The sequence below is a fragment of the Vibrio sp. YT-17 genome (assembly GCF_033337375.1).
Classification (GTDB): domain Bacteria; phylum Pseudomonadota; class Gammaproteobacteria; order Enterobacterales; family Vibrionaceae; genus Vibrio; species Vibrio alginolyticus.
Map to the genome: position 1 here is coordinate 137,747 of NZ_JAWOQP010000005.1, position 19,177 is coordinate 156,923.

Sequence of the window (19,177 nt, forward strand, 5' to 3'; positions counted from 1 at the left end):
AAATCATTCTACATAATGAAACTCAATGCGTAATGATGAATTCGACAAAGTCGCACACTTGTGTGCCACTTTAAGACCTGATGAACAAAAATGAGTCGTTAAGTCATTGGGGGTCAACTATATTCATAGTTCTGATGCGATCGCCAAAGGACTTCAAACATGTGCGTTTCGTAGCGATGTCATCGAAGGTCAGTCGTTTGATTTGCACGTTCGGTTGTTTCTATTTGACCGTAAGGCTGAATGTATTCGGGTATAGCGCATTCACGCGAAAAAAGACAAAAACAGGTAATTATTGATGCAAGTGGGTAATGAAGCGCTGGTGCTGTCAGCGGTTGGGGTTATTGGTTTAGGTTGCCAATGGTTAGCTTGGCGATTGCGTTTGCCAGCGATTTTATTTTTGTTGTTGGCAGGGCTGATCGTCGGGCCATTTATGCAGTGGTTAAATCCTGATGAGATATTAGGTAATTTGCTCTTTCCGTTGGTCTCTTTGGCGGTGGCAGTGATTTTATTTGAAGGCAGTTTGACCTTAAATTTTAAAGAAATTCGTGGCGTGAGTGGTTCGGTATGGAGCATTGTTTCCATCGGGGCGATCATTTCGTGGGCGGCGACCAGTATCGCAACACACTATTTCCTCGGCTTTACTTGGGAGCTTGCCATGTTGTTCGGCAGCTTAACCGTAGTAACAGGGCCGACGGTCATCGTGCCACTTCTACGAACCGTAAGACCTAACAGTACGCTTGCTAACATTTTGCGATGGGAAGGGATTTTGATTGACCCGCTCGGTGCGCTTTTTGTTGTGATGGTTTACGAGTTTATCGTATCTCACAGCGCGATAAATAGCGTCGAAGTGTTTGGGACGATCATTGCTGTCGGTGTCATGCTAGGTGCGGCCTCAGGCTATGCAGTTGCGACGATCATGCGTCGCTCTTGGCTACCGGAATATTTGCAGCCATTTGCGGTTTTGATGGTGGTTCTAGGTGTATTTTCGGTCTCTAACCACATTGAGTCTGAAGCTGGGTTACTAACCGTCACCGTAATGGGTATGTGGCTCGCAAACGCTAAAGACATCAATATTCAGCAAATTCTGCACTTTAAAGAGCATTTAACCATTTTACTGATCACCGGATTGTTCATCTTCCTTGCGGCTCGAATCAGTCTGGATGATTTTGCTGCGCTAGGTAGCGGTGCGTTATTGTTGTTTGTATTTATGCAGTTAGTGTCGCGTCCGTTATCGATTTTTCTTTCAACCTTCCGCAGCAACTTGCGTCTTAAAGATAAGCTGTTTTTGTCTTGGGTTGCACCGCGCGGTATTGTTGCTGCTTCGATTTCGTCTCTTTTCGCGATCAAATTGACCGAATACGGCATTGATGAAGCGATTTTACTGGTCCCTATGACCTTCATGGTGATTATAGGAACGGTCGTGTTACAAAGTGCGACGGCACGTCCTGTAGCGCTGACGTTGGGCGTTGCAGAGCCAGCACCACGCGGCTTCTTGTTGATTGGTGCTAACCGAGTAGCAAGAGAAATAGGGCAGGCGCTGGCGCGTTATGACCGCCGCGTATTAATGACTGACTCAAACTGGGAGTACATCAGTCAGGTTCGTATGTTGGGGTTGGATTACTATTACGGCAACCCTATTTCTAGTCACGCGGACGACAACTTGAACTTGATAGGAGTTGGACAAGTGGTTGCATTAACGCCCGATCAGCATTTCAACATTATGGCTTGCATGCAATTCGTCGACGAGTTTGGGGAAGATAAAGTTCACTGCTTACAAAAAGTGAAAACCAACGGCAATGGCAGCGAGAAGCACTCCGTGGCTCAGGAGTACCATGGTAAATTGCTGATGGGCGGCAATGTAAGCTATACCCAGCTAGCCAGTATGTTAAGTCGTGGTGCAGAGGTTAAACACACGAAATTGAGCGATAACTTCACGTATCAAGATTATTTAGCGCATCACAAAGGTAGTTCAGTTGTACCGCTGTTCCATGTAGAAGAAAAAGGAAAAATTCAATTCTGTGATGATCCCGAACAGTTTGAACCAACGACGACAAGCACTGTTGTGTCGCTAATTCTGTCGGACAGCGTAAAGTAAACTACAGAGCAATGTGATCCATTTTCATCATGGGTATCGTACGCTGATTATCTCAATTTGAAGAGAAACTTGCCGGCTTGTTTAAAACGGAAAGCGAGTTTCTTTTCTTATAATGTCAGGGGCAGTCGAGATTCATTACTCGTTTCGGAAAAGTAATCCGGCAAATTCACAAAATTCGCATTGACGTTACTGATAAGGATCGCAATACTGCGCGACTGTTTTACTTTAGGGTGACATTATGGCTCCGCAAACTAACCGAAAAGATTTACACCTAGATGCTGTTTTACATCATGATATGAGCATGAAGCATAAAACGGCGGGTTTTGAGTCTGTCGAGTTTGAACACTGTGCGCTGCCAGAATGTGACTTTCACGCGATCGATTTATCGACAGAGTTTCTTGGTCATCAATTAGCGCTACCGTTTTTGATTAGCTCGATGACTGGCGGAGCAAAAGACGCAGAAACGATCAATTGTCGTTTGGCTGAAGCCGCAAGTGAATTAGGTATTGCCATGGGTGTGGGCTCGCAACGGATTAGCTTAGAAGAAAGTCAGCATTCGGGCTTGGGTAAAACCATTCGTGAGTTGGCGAAAGAAGTACCGTTGTATTCCAATCTTGGAGCCGCTCAATTGCTCGATAAAGGTAAACTCGATAATGCGCAACGTGCGGTAGAGGCGATTCAAGCAGATGCCTTGTTTGTGCACGTTAATCCAATGCAGGAAGCGTTTCAGAAAAATGGCGACCACAATTGGGTTGGTGTTTTCCAGGCAATTGAGATGCTTAAATCTCGCGTGAAGGTTCCTATCATTATCAAAGAAGTCGGTTTTGGTATTAGCGGACACATTGCGCAGCGATTAATTGATGCTGGTGTGGATGCAATTGACGTTGCGGGCGCGGGTGGTACAAGCTGGAGTGCGGTTGAAGGGTATTGCCAAGACAATCCGAAAATGCAGCGTGCAGCCGAGCTTTTCCGCGATTGGGGTGTCCCTACAGCAACATGTTTGGCTCAAATCCGCGCACTGCATCCTACATTACCGTTGATCGCCTCGGGAGGTGTTCATAACGGACTTGAAGCGGCGAAAGCCATTCATTTGGGTGCTAATCTCATTGGGCAAGCTGGTGCGGTATTAAAAGCTGCGACGATCAGCACGCAGTCTGTCGTCGAACACTTTGAACAAATGGCATTAGAGCTGCGTTTAGCGTGCTTTGGTACTGGCTCTTCTAAGGTTGGTGAGCTAACGAAAGCGCGCTGCCTATAGCTTTTAGAATGGCGCGCTTTACACAGAGTCGCTCAATAATTTTTCGATGTCTTAACACGTAGACTGATAATTTCGTTATAGTTGATACAAAAGTCACTTCAGCTAGTGACGCCTTTATTCAGACACTTGAATGGGCACGTGTTGAAGAGATTGAGTTTAATTTTACTATTGTTTGCAACTGGAACCTTAACTTTATGAAAAAACTAGTCATGCTGATGTTGGCGGCTTCTGCTTTGACCGCTTGTAGTGATGAAGTGGGCACTGAAGGCTGGTGTAACGACATGCGCGATAAGCCAAAAACAGAATGGACAGCAGACAACGCGGTAGACTTTGCAAAGCATTGTGTTCTGCAAGATGGTGTCGGCAGCGAGCAATGGTGTGAAAACCTGAAAGATAAGCCGAAAGGTGACTGGACTGCAAACGAAGCGACCAGCTTTACTAAACACTGCATTTTTTAAGCACAGCGGAAAGCGCCTTTTCTGAGGCGACATTCTGTGAGGTAAACACCAAGCGTTATTGCTTGGTGTTTTTGTATCTAAAATAGCTCGATTTTTCACGTGTCAGCGCACCTCCCTCTGAATGGAAAGTTTTACATTTTCGTTTCATTTTTGAAAACCTGTATTGCCTGTCTTTAATTTTTCGTATTGCAATGGCATGGTGTCGAGATAGCCATCTAATTCAATTAGATTCATAACAAAAAGGAATTCAAATGGAAGTACTAAAAGGCTCATGTCTGTGCGGCAAGGTAAAGTTGGAAGTGGCAGATGAATTTAAGTACATGGGAAATTGCCATTGCTCTGAATGCCGCAAGTTCACAGGTTCTGACTATTCATCTGCCGGTGGTATTGCGTTGGATAAACTGCTTATTATCCAAGGGAAAGAAGATATTCAAACTTATCAGAAAAGCGAAAATACCATGCTATGCTTTTGTCGCCACTGCGGATCAAGTCTGTATTCGAAAAAGAACAATGGGATCGTCAATATTCGCCTTGGTATCTTGGATGACACATCTTCTCACAAGCCTGATTTCCATATTTTTGTCGCGTCGAAAGCGCCGTGGCTCGAGATATCGGATAACCTGACTCAATTTGATGCAGGGCCAAAGTAGAGTTGTTGTAGATAAGTATTTAGAAACAGAGCGCGTTACAATACGCTTGCGACACGCTCTGCGCTTTTACTTTGTATATTAGAACGGAGACGACTATCTGGCGTCTTGTAGTTCTTCTAAGCCACCTGCATTGTGCAGATTCGTAAAGCCTTGCGTTTGTAAGTATTGATACGCTTTGCCAGAGCGGTTACCACTGCGACAGTACAACACGATAGCTTGATCTTTATCGACGTCTTGAAAATGTTTATCAAGTTCAGATAAAGGGAAGTTGACGGCATTATCCAAATGCCCTTCAGAAAACTCTTGCGGCGTACGCACATCGACAATCATCGCGCCCTTGTCAATCAATTGCCACCCTTGTTCAGCGCGTTCAGAAGCCGACACGTTGGGGGAGAGGAAGCCAACGCACAACGTTGCAAGAAATAGAGATACGGCCTTTTTCATTGTTTGATTATCCTTTTTAAGAGTACGTAACCACTCTAGATTTGATTGAGCATATTTTCCATCATAAAGAGATGCTAAGTAGTTGTGAATGCGATAATTCGATAGAAAATTTTATTTAATTTAATAAAAAATTTTTATCAAATTCACCTCTTGAACTCTAATTTTTCGACCTTATTATTTTCATCGAAAGCGAGCTGTCGACTCGCAAATCCATCTTGATGTTTATTTTGTCTTTTATTTTTGGTTCCAAGTAGGAGGCACTTAAAAATGAAAATTCGTCCTTTAAATGACAAGCTAATTGTTGAAAGACAAGAGGTGGAAAATAAATCTGAAGGGGGAATCGTTTTAACTTCTCAGTCGGTGAAAAAATCAAACCGCGGGAAAGTCATTGCTGTTGGTTTAGGTAAACGTCTTGAAAATGGCGAACGCGCTGCGATGGAAGTCAAAGTGGGCGACCAAATCATTTTCAATGACGGTTACGGCGTGAAAACCGAGAAAATTGACGGCGCAGAATACTTAATTCTGTCCGAATCTGATGTGTTAGCAATCGTTGAGTAATTATTTTTGTAGTAGTTTTTTGAGGAGATAACCATGGCTGCAAAAGACGTATTATTTGCTAATGACGCACGTCAAAAAATGCTGAAAGGTGTGAACTTACTGGCGGACGCAGTAAAAGTGACACTAGGCCCGAAAGGCCGCAACGTTGTGCTTGATAAATCTTACGGCGCGCCAACCATCACCAAAGATGGCGTGTCTGTAGCGAAAGAAATCGAACTGAAAGATAAGTTCGAAAACATGGGCGCACAAATGGTGAAACAAGTGGCGTCCAAAGCGAATGATGAAGCGGGTGACGGTACAACGACGGCTACCGTACTGGCGCAATCTTTCATCAATGAAGGTCTTAAAGCGGTAGCCTCTGGCATGAACCCAATGGACCTAAAACGTGGTATCGACAAAGCCACTGAAGCGGCGGTTGAGAAACTACGTGAAATGTCTAAGCCATGCAGTGACAAAGAATCCATCACCCAAGTGGGTAGCATTTCTGCAAACAGCGATCGCGCGATCGGTGAAATCATTGCAGAAGCGATGGAAAAAGTGGGTCGCAATGGCGTGATTACGGTGGAAGAGGGCCAAGGTCTAAACAACGAACTGTCTGTGGTTGAAGGTATGCAATTTGACCGCGGTTACTTGTCGCCATACTTCATCACTAACCAAGAAAATGGCAGCGTCGAGCTAGACAACCCTTACATCCTATTGGTGGACAAAAAAGTCAGCAGCATCCGCGAGCTATTGCCTGTACTAGAAGAAGTGGCGAAATCTTCTCGCTCGCTATTGATCATTGCTGAAGACATCGAAGGTGAAGCGCTAGCGACATTGGTTGTGAACAACATGCGCGGCATCGTGCGTGCGACCGCGGTGAAAGCGCCTGGCTTTGGTGACAACCGTAAAGCGATGATGGAAGACATTGCGGTACTAACTGCTGGTACGGTCATCTCTGAAGAAATCGGCCTAGAGCTCGAAAAAGCAACGTTAGAGCAACTAGGTAGTGCGAAGAAAGTTACCATCACCAAAGACACAACAACCATTGTGGGTGGTGCAGCAGAAGCAAGCGCGATTGCTGATCGTGTGGCTTCGATTGAAAAACAAATCGAAACAACCACTTCTCAATACGACAAAGATAAGCTTCAACAACGTGTTGCGAAGCTTTCTGGCGGCGTAGCGGTGATCAAGATCGGCGCTGCAACCGAAGTTGAGATGAAAGAGAAGAAAGACCGCGTGGACGATGCGCTACACGCTACCCGCGCAGCGGTTGAAGAAGGTATTGTTGCTGGTGGTGGTGTTGCCCTAACTAAGATCGCGAAAGAATTGGCGGATCTAAAAGGCGACAATGATGACCAAAACGTGGGTATCCGAGTTGCGCTACGTGCAATGGAAGAGCCTCTTCGTCAAATCGCAACTAACGCAGGTGACGAAGCTTCTGTTGTGGCGAACGCTGTTAAAGCGGGTGATGCCGATTACGGTTACAACGCTGCAACAGGTGAATACGGCAACATGATCGAAATGGGCATCTTGGACCCTGCGAAAGTAACACGTTCAGCGCTTCAATTCGCAGCGTCTGTTGCTGGCTTGATGATCACCACTGAAGCGATGATCACCAACCACGTTGAAGACAAAGAACTTGATATCTAACGTCATCAATCGTTAGTGATTAAGTAAGCGTTAAAATAACAATAATATTGCAAAACCTAAGCGGGCTCGCTTGAGCCCGCTAATCAGTCATTTGAGGTAAGTGTTATGACCCGTTTACCTGCGTTTTCTTTCTCAATATCTGAGCCGGGCGGTAATGAAGCTTCGTCAACGTGGCCGACTGCTATTCACTTCCCCCTCGTTCCAGCTGGGCCAGAGTTTTCAATCGAAAATGCTCTGCCTAAACGTCCGACAGTGACGATATTCACTATCGATCTGTCTCAGTTATTTAAAGGGGACGCTCGGGTCATCCATTAACTGTATCGAAACAGCCAGCGCACGTTGGCTGTTTTTTTCTAATTTAAAGTATTGATAATGTTGATTTTTATTTGATTGCTGCCACTTGTTCAATGATCAATTTGAACTGGGGTAATCGGACCGCAAGCGTACTACACCTTTAAGCCCAGCATTGCGCCGAAAATGATCAATCCCGCCCCACATGCTTGATTGAGTCGATGCTTAATCTTCAACAAGAAAGCTTGTAGCTGGGGTGACGTGAATAAAACAGCAACGATAGAAAACCAAATACCATGCAGCGCAATCATATAAATCCCGTAGAACAAGGCGATGTGTTGCTGACTAGAGTCGGGAGAAATCACTTGGCTAAAAATACTCAGAAAAAACAGCATCGTCTTGGGATTGAGTAAATTACACAGAAATCCCTGCATGAAAAATCGCCACATTGAATACTCGCTCTGTTGAACGGTTTCTGAGTTTGATGCAGGTTGCGAGGAGAATATTCCTTTAATCCCAAGGTAGACAAGATAAGCGGCCCCAAGATAGCGCACGAGAATAAACAACCATTCATTTTGTGAAATTAAGTAACTGATCCCCAGCATGGAGTAAGCGATGTGGATGCTGATCGCCATGCTGATACCAATCGCACTGTACACGCCTGCTTTTCGTCCTTGATTTAAGCTATTTCTTAATACCAAAACAAAGTCTGCGCCAGGGCTAATAACAATAAGCACACCTAATAACGCAAGAGTTACAAATTCCATATCGATTTCCTGTTTGAATGATGAAGTCTGGGATGTAGCGGAATTGTAGGCGTCTTTATTACTGACTATAATCGAAAAATATTCCCATATTGGTGAGAAAAACTCACAGATGCGTCACCTGAAATCTTTTTATGTATTCCACGTTGCGGCGAGCTCTTCAAGCTACACTGAAGCGGCTGACAAACTGAACATTACCCACGGAGCCGTGAGTAAGCAGATCAAGCAACTTGAGCAATATCTGTCTCAACCTTTGTTCTTCAAAGAGGGCAGGAAAGTCGTGTTGACGGCAGAAGGCGAATTACTCAAGACATACACAGAAACGGCATTCCAAACGCTAGAAAAAGGCGTGAATACGCTTATGCAAGAGAAGCATCAGCATCTTGAAGTGTCTTGTGAACCGACATTAACCATGCGCTGGTTGATGCCAAGGTTGGCCGCGTTTAATGATGAACACCGTGCTGATGTTCGTTTGTCGACGGCTGGTGGCCCGGTAACATTAGGATCAACTGGGCTTTCGATGGCGATTCGTCGAGACGATTTTGCGCAGCATCACGATTACGACAAAACCATTCTTGTGGAAGAGTGGGTGGGGCCGGTATTTTCTCCTGAGTATTGGCAATCCATTAAAGACAATTTGAAAGCAGCTCGATTGTTGAATAGCCAAACCAGACCGAATGCTTGGGCGGATTGGCAGCAATCAACACGTTGTGAAACTTTCAACGGCAACACTCAGCAATCATTCACGCATTTTTATTTTTGCATACAAGCAGCGGTGGATGGCTTAGGCGTCGCAATGGGATCGTATCCTTTTGTCATGGACGATATTAAGCGTGGTAATTTGGTCGCACCATTTGGGTTTTCTCCATCAAGTTGCAATTACGTTTTATTGAGTCAAGATAAAAAGCGTACAGAACTCGAACATAAATTTATCACGTGGTTACAAACGCAAATGGCAGAGTGTGTGCCACTGTCATCACAGCAGATTACGCAAGGCGAATAGAAGGCATAGAGCGAGATTACGTCAGTCAGTTTTATGGAAAAAGGCTTAGGAAATTGGAAATGGAAAACCTCAATATTGTTGAAATCAAATCATTTGTTCCGGCGAAAGATTACGCGCTATCAAAACGTTTTTATGAGGCGATTGGCTTTGAAATGGCATCGGACTTCGGTGATGTAGCATATTTCTCTCAAGGTAGCTGCGCGTTTCTTTTACAGAATTTTTATGAGCCAGAACACGGCAATAACTTCATGATGCACTTGCTCGTAGAAGACGCAGAAAGCTGGCATCAGCACTTATCCAAAGTGGGTCATGAAGAATTTGGTTCGCGTTTGACTGAGCTGGTCGAGCAACCTTGGGGCATGCGCGAATGTTGTTTGTTTGACCCTAGTGGCGTTTTATGGCGAATTGGCCAGAACATGAATACTGACTAACGCCAGTCTTATTTTCACCACATCTACGCGCAGGTATTGAGATCTCGATATCTGCGCGTTTTCTTTTTTACTTAGCCTTGCCAACGTTTGTAGCGCACTCACGCCTTTTTCGAGGTGGTGTGCGATGGGCTAACGCCAAAAAACTCCTCAAGCAGCATGGCTTTGAGTTCTGCTCTGACTTCTGCGCCACCGATTAACGCCAAAAGTGCGAGTCCTCCTGGAATAAGGATGACCATTAATATCGGTCTTAAAATATACGAAAAGCAGAAGATGGTCGGGAAGAAAATCAATCCTTGGCCTAGTTTGTTTAATACGTACATGAGCGATTCCTTTTGTTTTTATATAAAATGAGCGCGATCAATTTTATAAATGAGCGCGCTCAATTTGTCAATCTCAACCACGCAAGGTATGATCCTTTCAGGCTCATTAAGCAGACACATCAATGACGAAGCGACAACAGACCAGAGATAAAATTCTAAAAGCCGCATGGGCATCTTTTGCTCAAAATGGCTATGACATGACGACCACAAGGCAGATAGCGAGAGCAGCAGGAGTAGCCGATGGCACAGTGTTTAGCCATTTCCCGACTAAACTGTCGATTTTGCGCGAAGGGATGCTGGCGCAACTGCAACAGATCAGCCAAGAAACGCTAGTCAGTGTGGAAGGTAAAACCGATATCGACATTGGTTTGGCGCTGACGGAGAAATACTATCGCTACTATTTTGCGAACGTTGAGCTGAGCCGAGCTTTGTTGAAAGAGGTGATTTGGGATTTGGATTATTATCAGTCGTTTAACCAAGCTTTGTTTCAATCTGTAAACGGAAGCTCCGTCCTTGAGGGAAAAATACTGCTGATTTTTGACTGCTATTTTATGACGTTAATCTCGCACTTGAGCCGTGCAGAACCGGATGTTGAAGCGGCACTTGAAGAGCTTCATGCTAAGTTTCAGCAAATCATTGCGACTGCATAACATGGCCCCAACGCAGGATCTGAAAGAATATACTGCCTGTCATCTTATTTGCTGGACTCCCATTTTCTCGTTTCAGTTGGTGTCTCACCAAATAGCCGCTTGTAGCTTTGACTGAACTGCCCGAGATGGAAAAAACCAAAGTCAAAAGCGATTTCTGCAATTGTTCGATTATCTTCAGGGCTTTGTAGCACTCTACGTACTTGATTCAGGCGCATTCGATGTATGAACTGCTTTGGGGAAGTATTACAGCAATGTTCAAAGGTGTACTGTAGTGTGCGACGACTGACGTGTACTGCATCACACAGTTCACTGACGGTTATCGGTGTACGGTAGTCTAGATCCTGTAGCTGTTGTTTTATACGGTGCATCACGTGTTGACGATGAGAGATTGATATCGGATGGCTCGTGTGCAGTGAACTGAGTGAGAACAGCTCCAGCACAATATCTTTTAAGATTGCTTGATGTGTGGTTTCAGACCATCTTGGTTCGGCGGAACCAAGTAACATGCCTAAGTAGTATTTAAGTTGTTGAATGTGTTTTTCCGTCAAACCCGTTAAGTGTAATGTGTTGTTTTGGATACTCCCAAGCTCAAGTTGATTTTCTATGATGTGAACGAAGTTTTTGTCGAGCACTATTCCATAGATAGAAAACTGCTCCGGTGTCATTAACTCAAAATCAGCGCCACCTTGCCTAAGCAAAAGTTGGCGTGAATTAAACTGACTGTGATTTAGGTGTAGCGGCTTATTTTCCGCACTCAAACCCAACCAAATACCTCCCTCTTCAACCCTGCATTGCTGTCTTAGCGAGCGGTTACTGTCTTCACGAAATACATGGAAATTGGGAAATCGTCGTTCTCGAATTTGACCTAAAAATCGGCCATCGCTGAGTTGGTCATATTCCTGTTGCCAGTTTATCAGACTCGCAGCTTGTTGGTTTGCATCCTTAGTGTGATGGATGCACAGCATTGGTGCAGTTTGGGGCATTTGGTTACTCATCCTTGTGATGCTCATTCCTTTTTTGTGAGTCATGTTGGAGCAGTATTTACATAACTCATTGTTTATTATTGGTTTATAAATGTTGCCAGTTTTTGATAACGCTACGGAACACATTTGGCAATACTTTCTTAAAGCTTATTGATAGTTCAGCAAAAAGCGAACCAAATAGTGAAGAGGAAGAGCAATGACGGCAACTTATCGTCGGCAACAAGGAAGTAAAGTCTATACCTTTAAGTCATTAGCTGACTTGATGGCGAAAGCGACACCGGAGCGCTCAGGCGATGCGTTAGCCGGGGTTTGTGCTCAGTCAGCGGCAGAACGTGTAGTCGCACAAATGGCGCTGTCTGAGTTACCACTTAAAACGTTTCTTAACGAGGCGGTTATTCCATACGAAAGCGACGATATCACTCGCCTAATTATCGATACGCATGACCTTGAAGCCTTTAAGCCGATTGAGCACTTGACGGTCGGAGATTTTCGAAATTGGCTGCTGAGTGAAGAAGCCGATGGTGAAACGTTGGCTAAAATTCGTCAAGGTTTAACACCAGAAATGGTGGCCGCAGTCAGTAAGATTATGCGCAACCAGGATTTGATTCTCGTTGCTAAAAAATGCCAAGTTGTCACGGCTTTTCGGAATACGATTGGTTTGCCGAGTCGCCTGTCTACTCGCTTACAGCCGAATCATCCCACTGATTCTCTCAACGGTATCGCAGCGACCATTTTTGATGGTCTGATGTACGGAAATGGCGATGCGGTTATCGGTATCAATCCGGCAACAGATAATGTACCTCAAGCTATTAAGTTAATGAACTTAATGGATGAGGTGATTCAACACTATCAAATACCGACTCAGTCTTGTGTGTTAACTCATGTCACGAACACGATCGAAGCCATTGAAATGGGTGCACCAGTCGATCTCGTTTTTCAGTCGATAGGCGGCACGCAAGGGACGAATGATACCTTCGGAATCGACTTGTCGATTTTGAAAGAGGCCCATGAAGCCGCGTTGTCTTTGAATCGAGGCAGTGTAGGAAACAATGTGATGTATTTTGAGACCGGACAAGGTACAGCGCTGTCTGCGAATGCATTTCATGGGGTCGATCAACAGACTTGTGAAGCCCGCGCTTATGCTGTCGCGAAACAGTTCGATCCTTTGTTGGTTAATACTGTCGTTGGGTTTATTGGCCCTGAGTATCTGTTTGATGGCAAGCAAATTATTCGTGCTGGGCTTGAAGATCATTTCTGTGGGAAGTTGCTTGGTTTACCTATGGGTTGCGATATCTGTTACACCAATCATGCCTATGCCGATCAGAATGACATGGATAACTTGCTGACACTATTAGGTGTGGCCGAGTGCTCGTTCATCATGGGTATTCCAGGGTCTGATGACATCATGCTCAATTATCAAACTACCTCATTTCACGATGCCCTTTACGCAAGAAAAGTACTCGGTTTGAAGCCAGCACCAGAGTTCGAACAATGGTTAATGGAGATGCAGATTTTCGAGAGCGTGCAAGACGTTCGGTTAAGTGAGCAAATCTCTCGCTCGTTTTCGGGAGCAATTAACCAACTGAATAAGGGGTATTCTCATGGGTAAAGTAATCACCATTGCTCAGTCCCCACAAGATGAGTCTGAAGTTGTCACATACAACCCGTGGGGCAAGTTACGTGACTTCACCTCTGCTCGGATCGCTCTGGGTCGTAGCGGGAACAGTGTACCAACCAACGAGTTACTCTCATTTCAGCTGGATCATGCCCAAGCTATGGATGCAGTGCATTGCAGTTTGAATATTGAGTCTCTCGTTGCTGGTTTGTCGGACTCTTACTCGATTCTTGAAAATACCTTAGAGCCTCCAGTGGTAGTGAGCAGCCGAGTAAGTGATCGGCTTATGTACCTGCAAAGGCCCGATTTAGGAAGGCAACTCGATGAATCTTCTTGGCAAACGCTCAACTTGATAGCAAATGAGCATAACACTGACATTGATCTTGCGATTGTTATTGCTGATGGACTTTCTTCCGTCGCAATTCAAAACCATGCCGTGCCTGTTGTTACTCGATTGATTTCTCTTTTAAGCGCTGATGATGAACATCAATGGAAATTCGCACCTATCACAATCGTAAAGCAAGGAAGAGTAGCGGTAGGGGATGATGTTGGTGAATGTTTTAACGCCAAGGCCGTGCTGGTTTTAATTGGAGAGAGACCCGGTCTAACTTCTCCGGATAGCATGGGTATGTATCTCACTTGGGGGGCTAAACGAGGCTCTAAAGATTCCCAAAGAAACTGCATTTCCAATGTGCGCCCTCAGGGGCTCAACTATGACGATGCCTGTGAACGCGCATTTTACTTGCTCAAGGAGGCTCGAAAATTCCAACTGTCAGGAGTGAATCTGAAAGATCGCTCCGATATCAATGAGCCAAGTGGCGCAAGTGTTGAAGATAAACACAGCGACAACTTTTTAATTTCATCAAAGTAGAAGGATTTACTATGTCTAAACATCAGGAGTACTTGGCCAAAAGGCAGCTAAAAAGAGGCACCGCAGGTTGGATCTTACTTGCTGGCTTAGGTGTCTCGTATGTTATATCTGGTGACTTCGCCGGTTGGAACTTTGGTATCGCTCAAGCAGGATGGGGAGGCTTTCTTATTGCTGCTATCGCGATGGCAGTAATGTATTTCACGCTAGTATTGTCTTTAGCTGAAATGTCTGCGGCTATTCCTGCTGCGGGTGGTGGTTACAGCTTCGCAAGACAGGCGATGGGGCCGACAGGTGGCTTTTTCACTGGCTTATCAGTTTTGATTGAATATGCGCTCGCGCCTGCTGCGATAGTGATTTTTATTGGCTCAGCAGTGAATGAATTGGTTGGTATCGATGGCCCTGTTGTTTACGCACTTTTCTACGCCGTCTTTATCGCTATTCATATGGCAGGGGTTGGCGAAGCTCTCAAAGTAATGATGGTCATCAGCGGTTTGGCTGTGCTAGCTATTCTCATTACTGCTGCTGTGCTTATTGGTCACTTTGACGTTAATAACTTATTCGATATTGCTCCGGCGACGGCTCAGGCAACAGAAATCTTGCCGTTTGGGTGGTATGGCGTATGGGCTGCGTTGCCATTTGCAATGTGGTTGTTTCTTGCGGTTGAAGGTGTGCCTTTAGCGGCAGAGGAGGCAAAAAATCCGGCAAAAGATGTTCCCAAAGGCATCATTGGTGCGATGCTGTTTTTATTGCTAACCGCAACTCTCGTAGTCGTCCTTTTGGCTGGTGCGGTTGGCTCAAAGGTCATAGGCGATAGCGCGGTGCCATTAGTTGACGCCCTAAAGCTTACGGGCAATTCAACGGTAGCAATGGCCGTGAACTTACTTGGATTGGCTGGCCTTATCGCTTCTTTCTTTTCAATCATTTATGGTTACAGTCGCTTGGTGTTTGCGCTTTCCCGCGCGGGTTATTTACCGCAAACTTTGTCATTAACCAGTGACAAAAAAGTGCCTTCTCGTGCGCTTTTGGTTCCGGGCGTTTTTGGGTTCTTGGTTTCACTTACGGGTGAGGGGGACTTAATCTTGGCGATGGCTGTTGTCGGTGCGACTGTATCGTACGCATTAATGTCCTTGAGCCATATTTTATTGCGAATTAAACAGCCGGAATTAACTCGTCCATATAAAACGCCTGGTGGGATAATTACGTCGAGTATTTCTCTGGTGCTTTCTTTGATCGCAATGACAGGTGTTTATGCTTTTGATCCCTCAGCCTTTTTCATGACAATGGGATTGTTTCTTATCGGTGGTGTTTATTATGGGTTATACAGCCGCAACAAACTGGTGGCAGCAACCGCCGAGGAAGAGTTTGCCATGCTGTCTGTAGCAGAGCTAGAGCTTGAATCAGATGTCGTACGATAGTCACTTTGATTCTTGTTATTCAGCATATTAAGGGAGCCATAGGCTCCCTTTGTCATTTCTATCAAAAGTGCATAGCGCACAAATGCATCACTTTAACTTTATAAGCGGTTAATCATGTGAAAGTCTAGTCTGGATAACGATGGCGCAGATCCATCACAGGTAAAGGTTAAGTTTTCAAGGAAAGAGCATGATAAACAAGGTATTTAATACACTTTTGGGAACAGAGTTACCGATTATTCAAGCGCCAATGGCCGGTGTGCAAGACAGCCAAATGACCATAGCCGTCAGTAATGTTGGCGGGCTTGGCTCGTTACCTTGTGGAATGCTGAACAAAGACGCCATCGTAAAAGAACTTCAACTTATCAAGCAGGCAACTAACCGACCGTTTAACCTCAATTTCTTTTGCCATGAAATGCCGGAGTATGACGCCAACAAGCACGAAGAGTGGCAAAAAACGCTGCAACCGTATTTTTCCGAGGTTGATGCAACCGTTCAGGCTCAGCCAAACGCTCCGACAAGGATGCCTTTCAATTATGATATTGCTGATGCGATTGAACCATTTGCACCGCCAGTGATCAGTTTCCACTTTGGTTTGCCAGACGATGATCTGTTAGCTCGAATTAGAGGGTGGGGAGGGAAGATCCTTTCGTCAGCGACTACGGTGGACGAAGCACTTTGGCTAGAAGCAAAAGGCGTTGACGGTATTATCGCCCAAGGCTTGGAGGCTGGTGGACACCGAGGTATGTTTTTATCGGATGATTTAACTACTCAATTAAGTTTGATGGCGTTATTACCACAAATCGCCAAACGGGTGAATTTGCCTGTTATTGCTGCAGGCGGAATCGCTGATAGAAGTGGGGTGGAAGCCGCGTTGAGATTAGGAGCGAGTGCCGTTCAAGTTGGCAGCGCCTATTTGTTGTGTGATGAGGCGAAAACATCGTCTTTACATCGATATGCCATTGCCAGTGAACGCGCGCAACATACCGCTGTGACCAATGTTTTCTCGGGCCGACCAGCGAGAGGCATTGTGAATCGCGCGATGTCGGAGCTAGGCTACATCAGTGAGTTTGCGCCGAAATTCCCATACGCCTCCATTGAAATGGCTCAACTAAGAGCGCTTATGGAAAAGCAAAACCGAGATGAATTCACACCGTTGTGGTGCGGACAAAACTCGTCGGGTTGTAAGGAAATATCGGCGGCAGAAATGACATTGTCATTAGTGGAAGGCATCGATTTAAACTGATATGCATCTTGCCTTTTAAAGCGATGCTGACTGAATGGTTACGAGTTATCCCTGTATTTATGTAGTAAATCTAATGGGATGTGGCAGTAATCATTCGGAAAGTTTGTGAGTCTGTCTTGGTGCTCATCATCACTTGGCACATAATTTGTAAGTGGCAGTACTTCTACGGCGATCTTGTCGGCGTCCGGTCGCGCTGCGATAAACGCTTTCGCGATGGTGAGATGCTGTTCGTTTTGGCAATAAACACCAGTACGGTACTTCTTACCTACGTCTTCACCTTGCTTGTTAACGCTGTAAGGGTCGATTATCTCAAACAAATACCCCATTAAAGTTTCAACCGAAACTTGCTCAGGGTCGAACTGGGTTTTCACGCACTCTGCGTAGCCATCGTATTCGGATTGAGTGTTATCCGTTGTGCCATTTGCTCGCCCTGCTTCTGTGTTGATTACGCCCGGAAGGTGGCGCATAAATTCTTGCACGCCCCAAAGGCAGCCGCCAGCGAAGTAAATTTCTTCCATCACTTTTATCCTAGTCTTTACCGTTGTTGGGATGTAGGGAGCTAACCCCTCTTCTTCCATCCCATTTTCGTTGCCCTATTATCTGTTGATGGGAGCGATATTCGCAAGGTGCAGCTTGGCTAATCAGACCACGTGCTTTTTCCTTTTTACTTTCAAGTTCTTTTCATATGAAACATCAGGTGAGTATACTGTAAGCTCATCAATAAGGAGCGAATCTGTGAACCCAAGACAAAATGAAATTCTGCAATTAGTGAACGACCGTAAACGCGTTCAAGTCACGGAGCTTTCTGACATCATTGGCGTGTCGGGCGTGACCATCAGACAGGATTTGAACTTTCTGGAGCAACAGGGCTACCTAAAGCGCGTTCACGGCGCAGCTACCGCGTTGCAAAGTGATGACATTGATGCCCGCCTGGAAGTTCGTTTCGATATTAAACAATCGCTCGCAAACCAAGCTGCGGATTTGGTCGCATCGAATGAGACAGTGCTGATTGAAGGGGGCAGTGCCAATGCGTTGTTGGCTCGGACTTTGGCTGAGCGCGGCGATGTGACCATCATTACGCCATCGGCGTATATCGCCCATCTCATCCGTAACACTTCTGCCAACATTATCTTGCTTGGTGGCGTGTATCAGCACCAAGGCGAGAGCTTGGTCGGACCGCTGACTAAGTTGTGTATTGAGAACATTCATTTCAGCACAGCCTTCTTGGGTATTGACGGCTTCCATCAAGACACTGGCTTTACTAGCCGCGACATGATGCGTGCTGAGATCGCAGAAACCATCATTGCGAAAAAAAGGCGCAATATTGTTCTAACGGATTCTAGTAAATTTGGGCAAATTTATCCCTCATCAATTGGTAAGACTGACGAAATATCAGTGCTGCTGACTGACAAAGCCGCTCCGAAAAGCGACCTTGAACAAATCAAAAAGCGAGGTGTGGAAGTTATATTAGGCTGATTAAGCCACGCTTCGTTTTCGCTTCGCGAGCATTGCTGTTGGGGAGAAACCGGTGACTAGCATAGTGCCGCTAAGCACTAGAATTGTTCCTATGATGGTGTTAGAGCCGACGGGCTCATCTAGCACCAAGTAGCCCCATAAGATACCAAAAACAGGAACAAGAAAAGTGACAGTCAGTGCTGACGCTGGGCCGATATCAGAAACTAAGCGGAAATAGAGCAAATAAGCGAACCCTGTGCATACAACGCCGAGCGTGACAACAGAGCTCCATTCGAAATGACTTGGTTCTGCACGCATTGGTAAGAATGGTAGCAGCGGCAGTACCCAAATAACCGCCGCCCACATGCTGCCGTGAGCATTGTCAAAAGCAGGTACTTGTGGCGCATTTTTAGTGTAGTTGGTAGCAATGCCATAGCTGAAAGAAGCCATCAAACTGGCGGCAATAGGGAGCATGGCTTCTTCACCTATGGTTGAAGTATCTAAGCCGACCAAGACTGCAACGCCTCCTATGCCTATTAGCATACCGAGAACAGATTTCGCTGTGAGTGGGCTGCGGTACCAAACAAAGCCAACTAGTGCTCCCCATATTGGGGCGGTTGAGTTCAATATTGCTAAAGTTGATGCATTCAGTGTCTGGGCTGCGTACGCAAAGAGTAAAAATGGAACTGCGCTATTGAATAAGCCAATAATAAAGAAGTGTTTAGTATGCGCAGTTAACGTGAGTTTCTTCTTCAAATATACGGCGATCAATAACAAAGCGACGGCGGCAAATGTAACTCGAAATTCGATTAAGTAAGCCGGCCCGAATGTGTTGGCGGCGACTCGCATAAACAGAAACGAGCCACCCCAAATAGCAGCGAGGCAGAGTAAGCGAAAAAAACTGACGGCAGTCATTTGACATCCTTGGTCGAGGTCTAGCGCCTCATCGATTAATTGTTGCGCTAACAGTGAATTAAACCAAGGATGAGGTCAACCAGAAATGTAATGCCAGTTCCGGATCTGGCTAGCTTGGGCTCACGT

At 45.4% G+C, this 19,177-nt stretch carries 21 protein-coding genes; 15 read left to right on the forward strand and 6 right to left on the reverse strand.

The features are described 5' to 3' along the window. The first annotated feature begins 295 nt into the window (after positions 1–295). From R7F67_RS07130 to R7F67_RS07145, 4 genes are all read left to right on the forward strand, one after another. Positions 296–2,095 carry a cation:proton antiporter gene (locus R7F67_RS07130; protein ID WP_005373994.1) on the forward strand — a complete coding sequence of 600 codons (1,800 nt, stop codon included), beginning with the start codon at positions 296–298 and terminating at the stop codon, positions 2,093–2,095. A gap of 238 nt (positions 2,096–2,333) precedes the next feature. Next, entirely contained in the window at positions 2,334–3,353 is a 1,020-nt protein-coding gene (gene fni / locus R7F67_RS07135) for a type 2 isopentenyl-diphosphate Delta-isomerase (protein WP_054576170.1), read from the forward strand. Between the two features lie 194 nt (positions 3,354–3,547). Beyond that, positions 3,548–3,811: a DUF3012 domain-containing protein gene (locus tag R7F67_RS07140; RefSeq protein ID WP_005373992.1), complete on the forward strand. Its 264-nt coding sequence runs from the start codon at positions 3,548–3,550 to the stop codon at positions 3,809–3,811. Between the two features lie 251 nt (positions 3,812–4,062). Next, complete coding sequence (locus tag R7F67_RS07145) at positions 4,063–4,461, forward strand: GFA family protein (RefSeq protein ID WP_017635116.1); 399 nt, start codon at positions 4,063–4,065, stop codon at positions 4,459–4,461. Positions 4,462–4,554: 93 nt separating this feature from the next. On the opposite strand, the gene R7F67_RS07150 is transcribed toward R7F67_RS07145, so the two are convergent. After that, positions 4,555–4,905 carry a rhodanese-like domain-containing protein gene (locus R7F67_RS07150; protein ID WP_042523331.1) on the reverse strand — a complete coding sequence of 117 codons (351 nt, stop codon included), beginning with the start codon at positions 4,903–4,905 and terminating at the stop codon, positions 4,555–4,557. A 267-nt stretch (positions 4,906–5,172) separates the two neighbouring features. Here R7F67_RS07150 and R7F67_RS07155 point away from each other — a divergent pair, with 267 nt between their 5' ends. From R7F67_RS07155 to R7F67_RS07165, 3 genes are all read left to right on the forward strand, one after another. Beyond that, entirely contained in the window at positions 5,173–5,463 is a 291-nt protein-coding gene (locus R7F67_RS07155) for a co-chaperone GroES (RefSeq protein ID WP_005373989.1), read from the forward strand. A gap of 33 nt (positions 5,464–5,496) precedes the next feature. Beyond that, on the forward strand, positions 5,497–7,095 hold the full coding sequence (gene groL, locus R7F67_RS07160) for a chaperonin GroEL (RefSeq protein WP_005388702.1): 1,599 nt from the start codon (positions 5,497–5,499) through the stop codon (positions 7,093–7,095). A gap of 105 nt (positions 7,096–7,200) precedes the next feature. Beyond that, a complete protein-coding gene (locus R7F67_RS07165) occupies positions 7,201–7,410 on the forward strand; it encodes a hypothetical protein (RefSeq protein ID WP_005373984.1) in 210 nt (69 codons plus the stop codon). A gap of 131 nt (positions 7,411–7,541) precedes the next feature. On the opposite strand, the gene R7F67_RS07170 is transcribed toward R7F67_RS07165, so the two are convergent. Beyond that, positions 7,542–8,153 (reverse strand): LysE family translocator, encoded by a 612-nt coding sequence (locus tag R7F67_RS07170; RefSeq protein ID WP_318057123.1) that lies wholly within the window; start codon positions 8,151–8,153, stop codon positions 7,542–7,544. 109 nt (positions 8,154–8,262) lie between these two features. Between R7F67_RS07170 and R7F67_RS07175 the strand changes: the two genes are divergently transcribed. Both R7F67_RS07175 and R7F67_RS07180 read left to right on the forward strand, forming a co-directional pair. Then, positions 8,263–9,153 carry a LysR family transcriptional regulator gene (locus tag R7F67_RS07175; RefSeq protein WP_017819777.1) on the forward strand — a complete coding sequence of 297 codons (891 nt, stop codon included), beginning with the start codon at positions 8,263–8,265 and terminating at the stop codon, positions 9,151–9,153. Between the two features lie 59 nt (positions 9,154–9,212). Further along, positions 9,213–9,584, forward strand: coding sequence for a VOC family protein (locus R7F67_RS07180; RefSeq protein ID WP_005373979.1), 372 nt, complete (start codon positions 9,213–9,215; stop codon positions 9,582–9,584). A 98-nt stretch (positions 9,585–9,682) separates the two neighbouring features. On the opposite strand, the gene R7F67_RS07185 is transcribed toward R7F67_RS07180, so the two are convergent. Next, positions 9,683–9,904: a hypothetical protein gene (locus R7F67_RS07185; RefSeq protein WP_017635120.1), complete on the reverse strand. Its 222-nt coding sequence runs from the start codon at positions 9,902–9,904 to the stop codon at positions 9,683–9,685. Between the two features lie 122 nt (positions 9,905–10,026). Here R7F67_RS07185 and R7F67_RS07190 point away from each other — a divergent pair, with 122 nt between their 5' ends. After that, the gene (locus tag R7F67_RS07190) at positions 10,027–10,554 is read left to right on the forward strand and encodes a TetR/AcrR family transcriptional regulator (protein WP_170893079.1); all 528 of its coding nucleotides are present in this window, start codon (positions 10,027–10,029) and stop codon (positions 10,552–10,554) included. A gap of 44 nt (positions 10,555–10,598) precedes the next feature. Here the strand turns inward: R7F67_RS07190 and R7F67_RS07195 are convergent, their stop codons facing one another. After that, entirely contained in the window at positions 10,599–11,549 is a 951-nt protein-coding gene (locus tag R7F67_RS07195) for a helix-turn-helix domain-containing protein (protein ID WP_238854798.1), read from the reverse strand. A gap of 184 nt (positions 11,550–11,733) precedes the next feature. Here R7F67_RS07195 and R7F67_RS07200 point away from each other — a divergent pair, with 184 nt between their 5' ends. From R7F67_RS07200 to R7F67_RS07215, 4 genes are all read left to right on the forward strand, one after another. Next, the gene (locus tag R7F67_RS07200) at positions 11,734–13,146 is read left to right on the forward strand and encodes an ethanolamine ammonia-lyase subunit EutB (RefSeq protein WP_005388715.1); all 1,413 of its coding nucleotides are present in this window, start codon (positions 11,734–11,736) and stop codon (positions 13,144–13,146) included. Continuing rightward, positions 13,139–14,023 carry an ethanolamine ammonia-lyase subunit EutC gene (gene eutC / locus R7F67_RS07205; protein ID WP_170893081.1) on the forward strand — a complete coding sequence of 295 codons (885 nt, stop codon included), beginning with the start codon at positions 13,139–13,141 and terminating at the stop codon, positions 14,021–14,023. The genes R7F67_RS07200 and eutC overlap by 8 nt, the downstream gene beginning before the upstream one ends. An 11-nt stretch (positions 14,024–14,034) precedes the next feature. Continuing rightward, positions 14,035–15,438, forward strand: a complete 1,404-nt coding sequence (eat, locus tag R7F67_RS07210) for an ethanolamine permease (protein ID WP_005373969.1) — start codon at positions 14,035–14,037, stop codon at positions 15,436–15,438. A 187-nt stretch (positions 15,439–15,625) separates the two neighbouring features. Then, complete coding sequence (locus R7F67_RS07215; RefSeq protein ID WP_170893082.1) at positions 15,626–16,681, forward strand: NAD(P)H-dependent flavin oxidoreductase; 1,056 nt, start codon at positions 15,626–15,628, stop codon at positions 16,679–16,681. 38 nt (positions 16,682–16,719) lie between these two features. Here the strand turns inward: R7F67_RS07215 and R7F67_RS07220 are convergent, their stop codons facing one another. Beyond that, a complete protein-coding gene (locus R7F67_RS07220; protein ID WP_318057124.1) occupies positions 16,720–17,199 on the reverse strand; it encodes a peptide-methionine (S)-S-oxide reductase in 480 nt (159 codons plus the stop codon). Positions 17,200–17,416: 217 nt separating this feature from the next. Here R7F67_RS07220 and R7F67_RS07225 point away from each other — a divergent pair, with 217 nt between their 5' ends. Beyond that, the gene (locus R7F67_RS07225; protein ID WP_054865466.1) at positions 17,417–18,157 is read left to right on the forward strand and encodes a DNA-binding transcriptional regulator YciT; all 741 of its coding nucleotides are present in this window, start codon (positions 17,417–17,419) and stop codon (positions 18,155–18,157) included. Here the strand turns inward: R7F67_RS07225 and R7F67_RS07230 are convergent, their stop codons facing one another. Further along, positions 18,158–19,051: a DMT family transporter gene (locus R7F67_RS07230; protein ID WP_005373960.1), complete on the reverse strand. Its 894-nt coding sequence runs from the start codon at positions 19,049–19,051 to the stop codon at positions 18,158–18,160. It lies immediately after the preceding gene. Between the last annotated feature and the right edge of the window lie 126 nt (positions 19,052–19,177).

Coding starts and splice junctions, on each gene's coding strand:
- R7F67_RS07150 (WP_042523331.1), bottom strand. CDS start 4,905: ATGAAAAAGGCCGTATCTCTATTTCTTGCAACGTTGTGCGTTGGCTTC.
- R7F67_RS07195 (WP_238854798.1), bottom strand. CDS start 11,549: ATGAGTAACCAAATGCCCCAAACTGCACCAATGCTGTGCATCCATCAC.
- R7F67_RS07140 (WP_005373992.1), top strand. CDS start 3,548: ATGAAAAAACTAGTCATGCTGATGTTGGCGGCTTCTGCTTTGACCGCT.
- R7F67_RS07145 (WP_017635116.1), top strand. CDS start 4,063: ATGGAAGTACTAAAAGGCTCATGTCTGTGCGGCAAGGTAAAGTTGGAA.
- R7F67_RS07170 (WP_318057123.1), bottom strand. CDS start 8,153: ATGGAATTTGTAACTCTTGCGTTATTAGGTGTGCTTATTGTTATTAGC.
- fni (WP_054576170.1), top strand. CDS start 2,334: ATGGCTCCGCAAACTAACCGAAAAGATTTACACCTAGATGCTGTTTTA.
- R7F67_RS07220 (WP_318057124.1), bottom strand. CDS start 17,199: ATGGAAGAAATTTACTTCGCTGGCGGCTGCCTTTGGGGCGTGCAAGAA.
- R7F67_RS07215 (WP_170893082.1), top strand. CDS start 15,626: ATGATAAACAAGGTATTTAATACACTTTTGGGAACAGAGTTACCGATT.
- R7F67_RS07165 (WP_005373984.1), top strand. CDS start 7,201: ATGACCCGTTTACCTGCGTTTTCTTTCTCAATATCTGAGCCGGGCGGT.
- R7F67_RS07185 (WP_017635120.1), bottom strand. CDS start 9,904: ATGTACGTATTAAACAAACTAGGCCAAGGATTGATTTTCTTCCCGACC.
- groL (WP_005388702.1), top strand. CDS start 5,497: ATGGCTGCAAAAGACGTATTATTTGCTAATGACGCACGTCAAAAAATG.
- R7F67_RS07190 (WP_170893079.1), top strand. CDS start 10,027: ATGACGAAGCGACAACAGACCAGAGATAAAATTCTAAAAGCCGCATGG.
- eutC (WP_170893081.1), top strand. CDS start 13,139: ATGGGTAAAGTAATCACCATTGCTCAGTCCCCACAAGATGAGTCTGAA.
- R7F67_RS07230 (WP_005373960.1), bottom strand. CDS start 19,051: ATGACTGCCGTCAGTTTTTTTCGCTTACTCTGCCTCGCTGCTATTTGG.
- R7F67_RS07180 (WP_005373979.1), top strand. CDS start 9,213: ATGGAAAACCTCAATATTGTTGAAATCAAATCATTTGTTCCGGCGAAA.
- eat (WP_005373969.1), top strand. CDS start 14,035: ATGTCTAAACATCAGGAGTACTTGGCCAAAAGGCAGCTAAAAAGAGGC.
- R7F67_RS07200 (WP_005388715.1), top strand. CDS start 11,734: ATGACGGCAACTTATCGTCGGCAACAAGGAAGTAAAGTCTATACCTTT.
- R7F67_RS07155 (WP_005373989.1), top strand. CDS start 5,173: ATGAAAATTCGTCCTTTAAATGACAAGCTAATTGTTGAAAGACAAGAG.
- R7F67_RS07175 (WP_017819777.1), top strand. CDS start 8,263: ATGCGTCACCTGAAATCTTTTTATGTATTCCACGTTGCGGCGAGCTCT.
- R7F67_RS07130 (WP_005373994.1), top strand. CDS start 296: ATGCAAGTGGGTAATGAAGCGCTGGTGCTGTCAGCGGTTGGGGTTATT.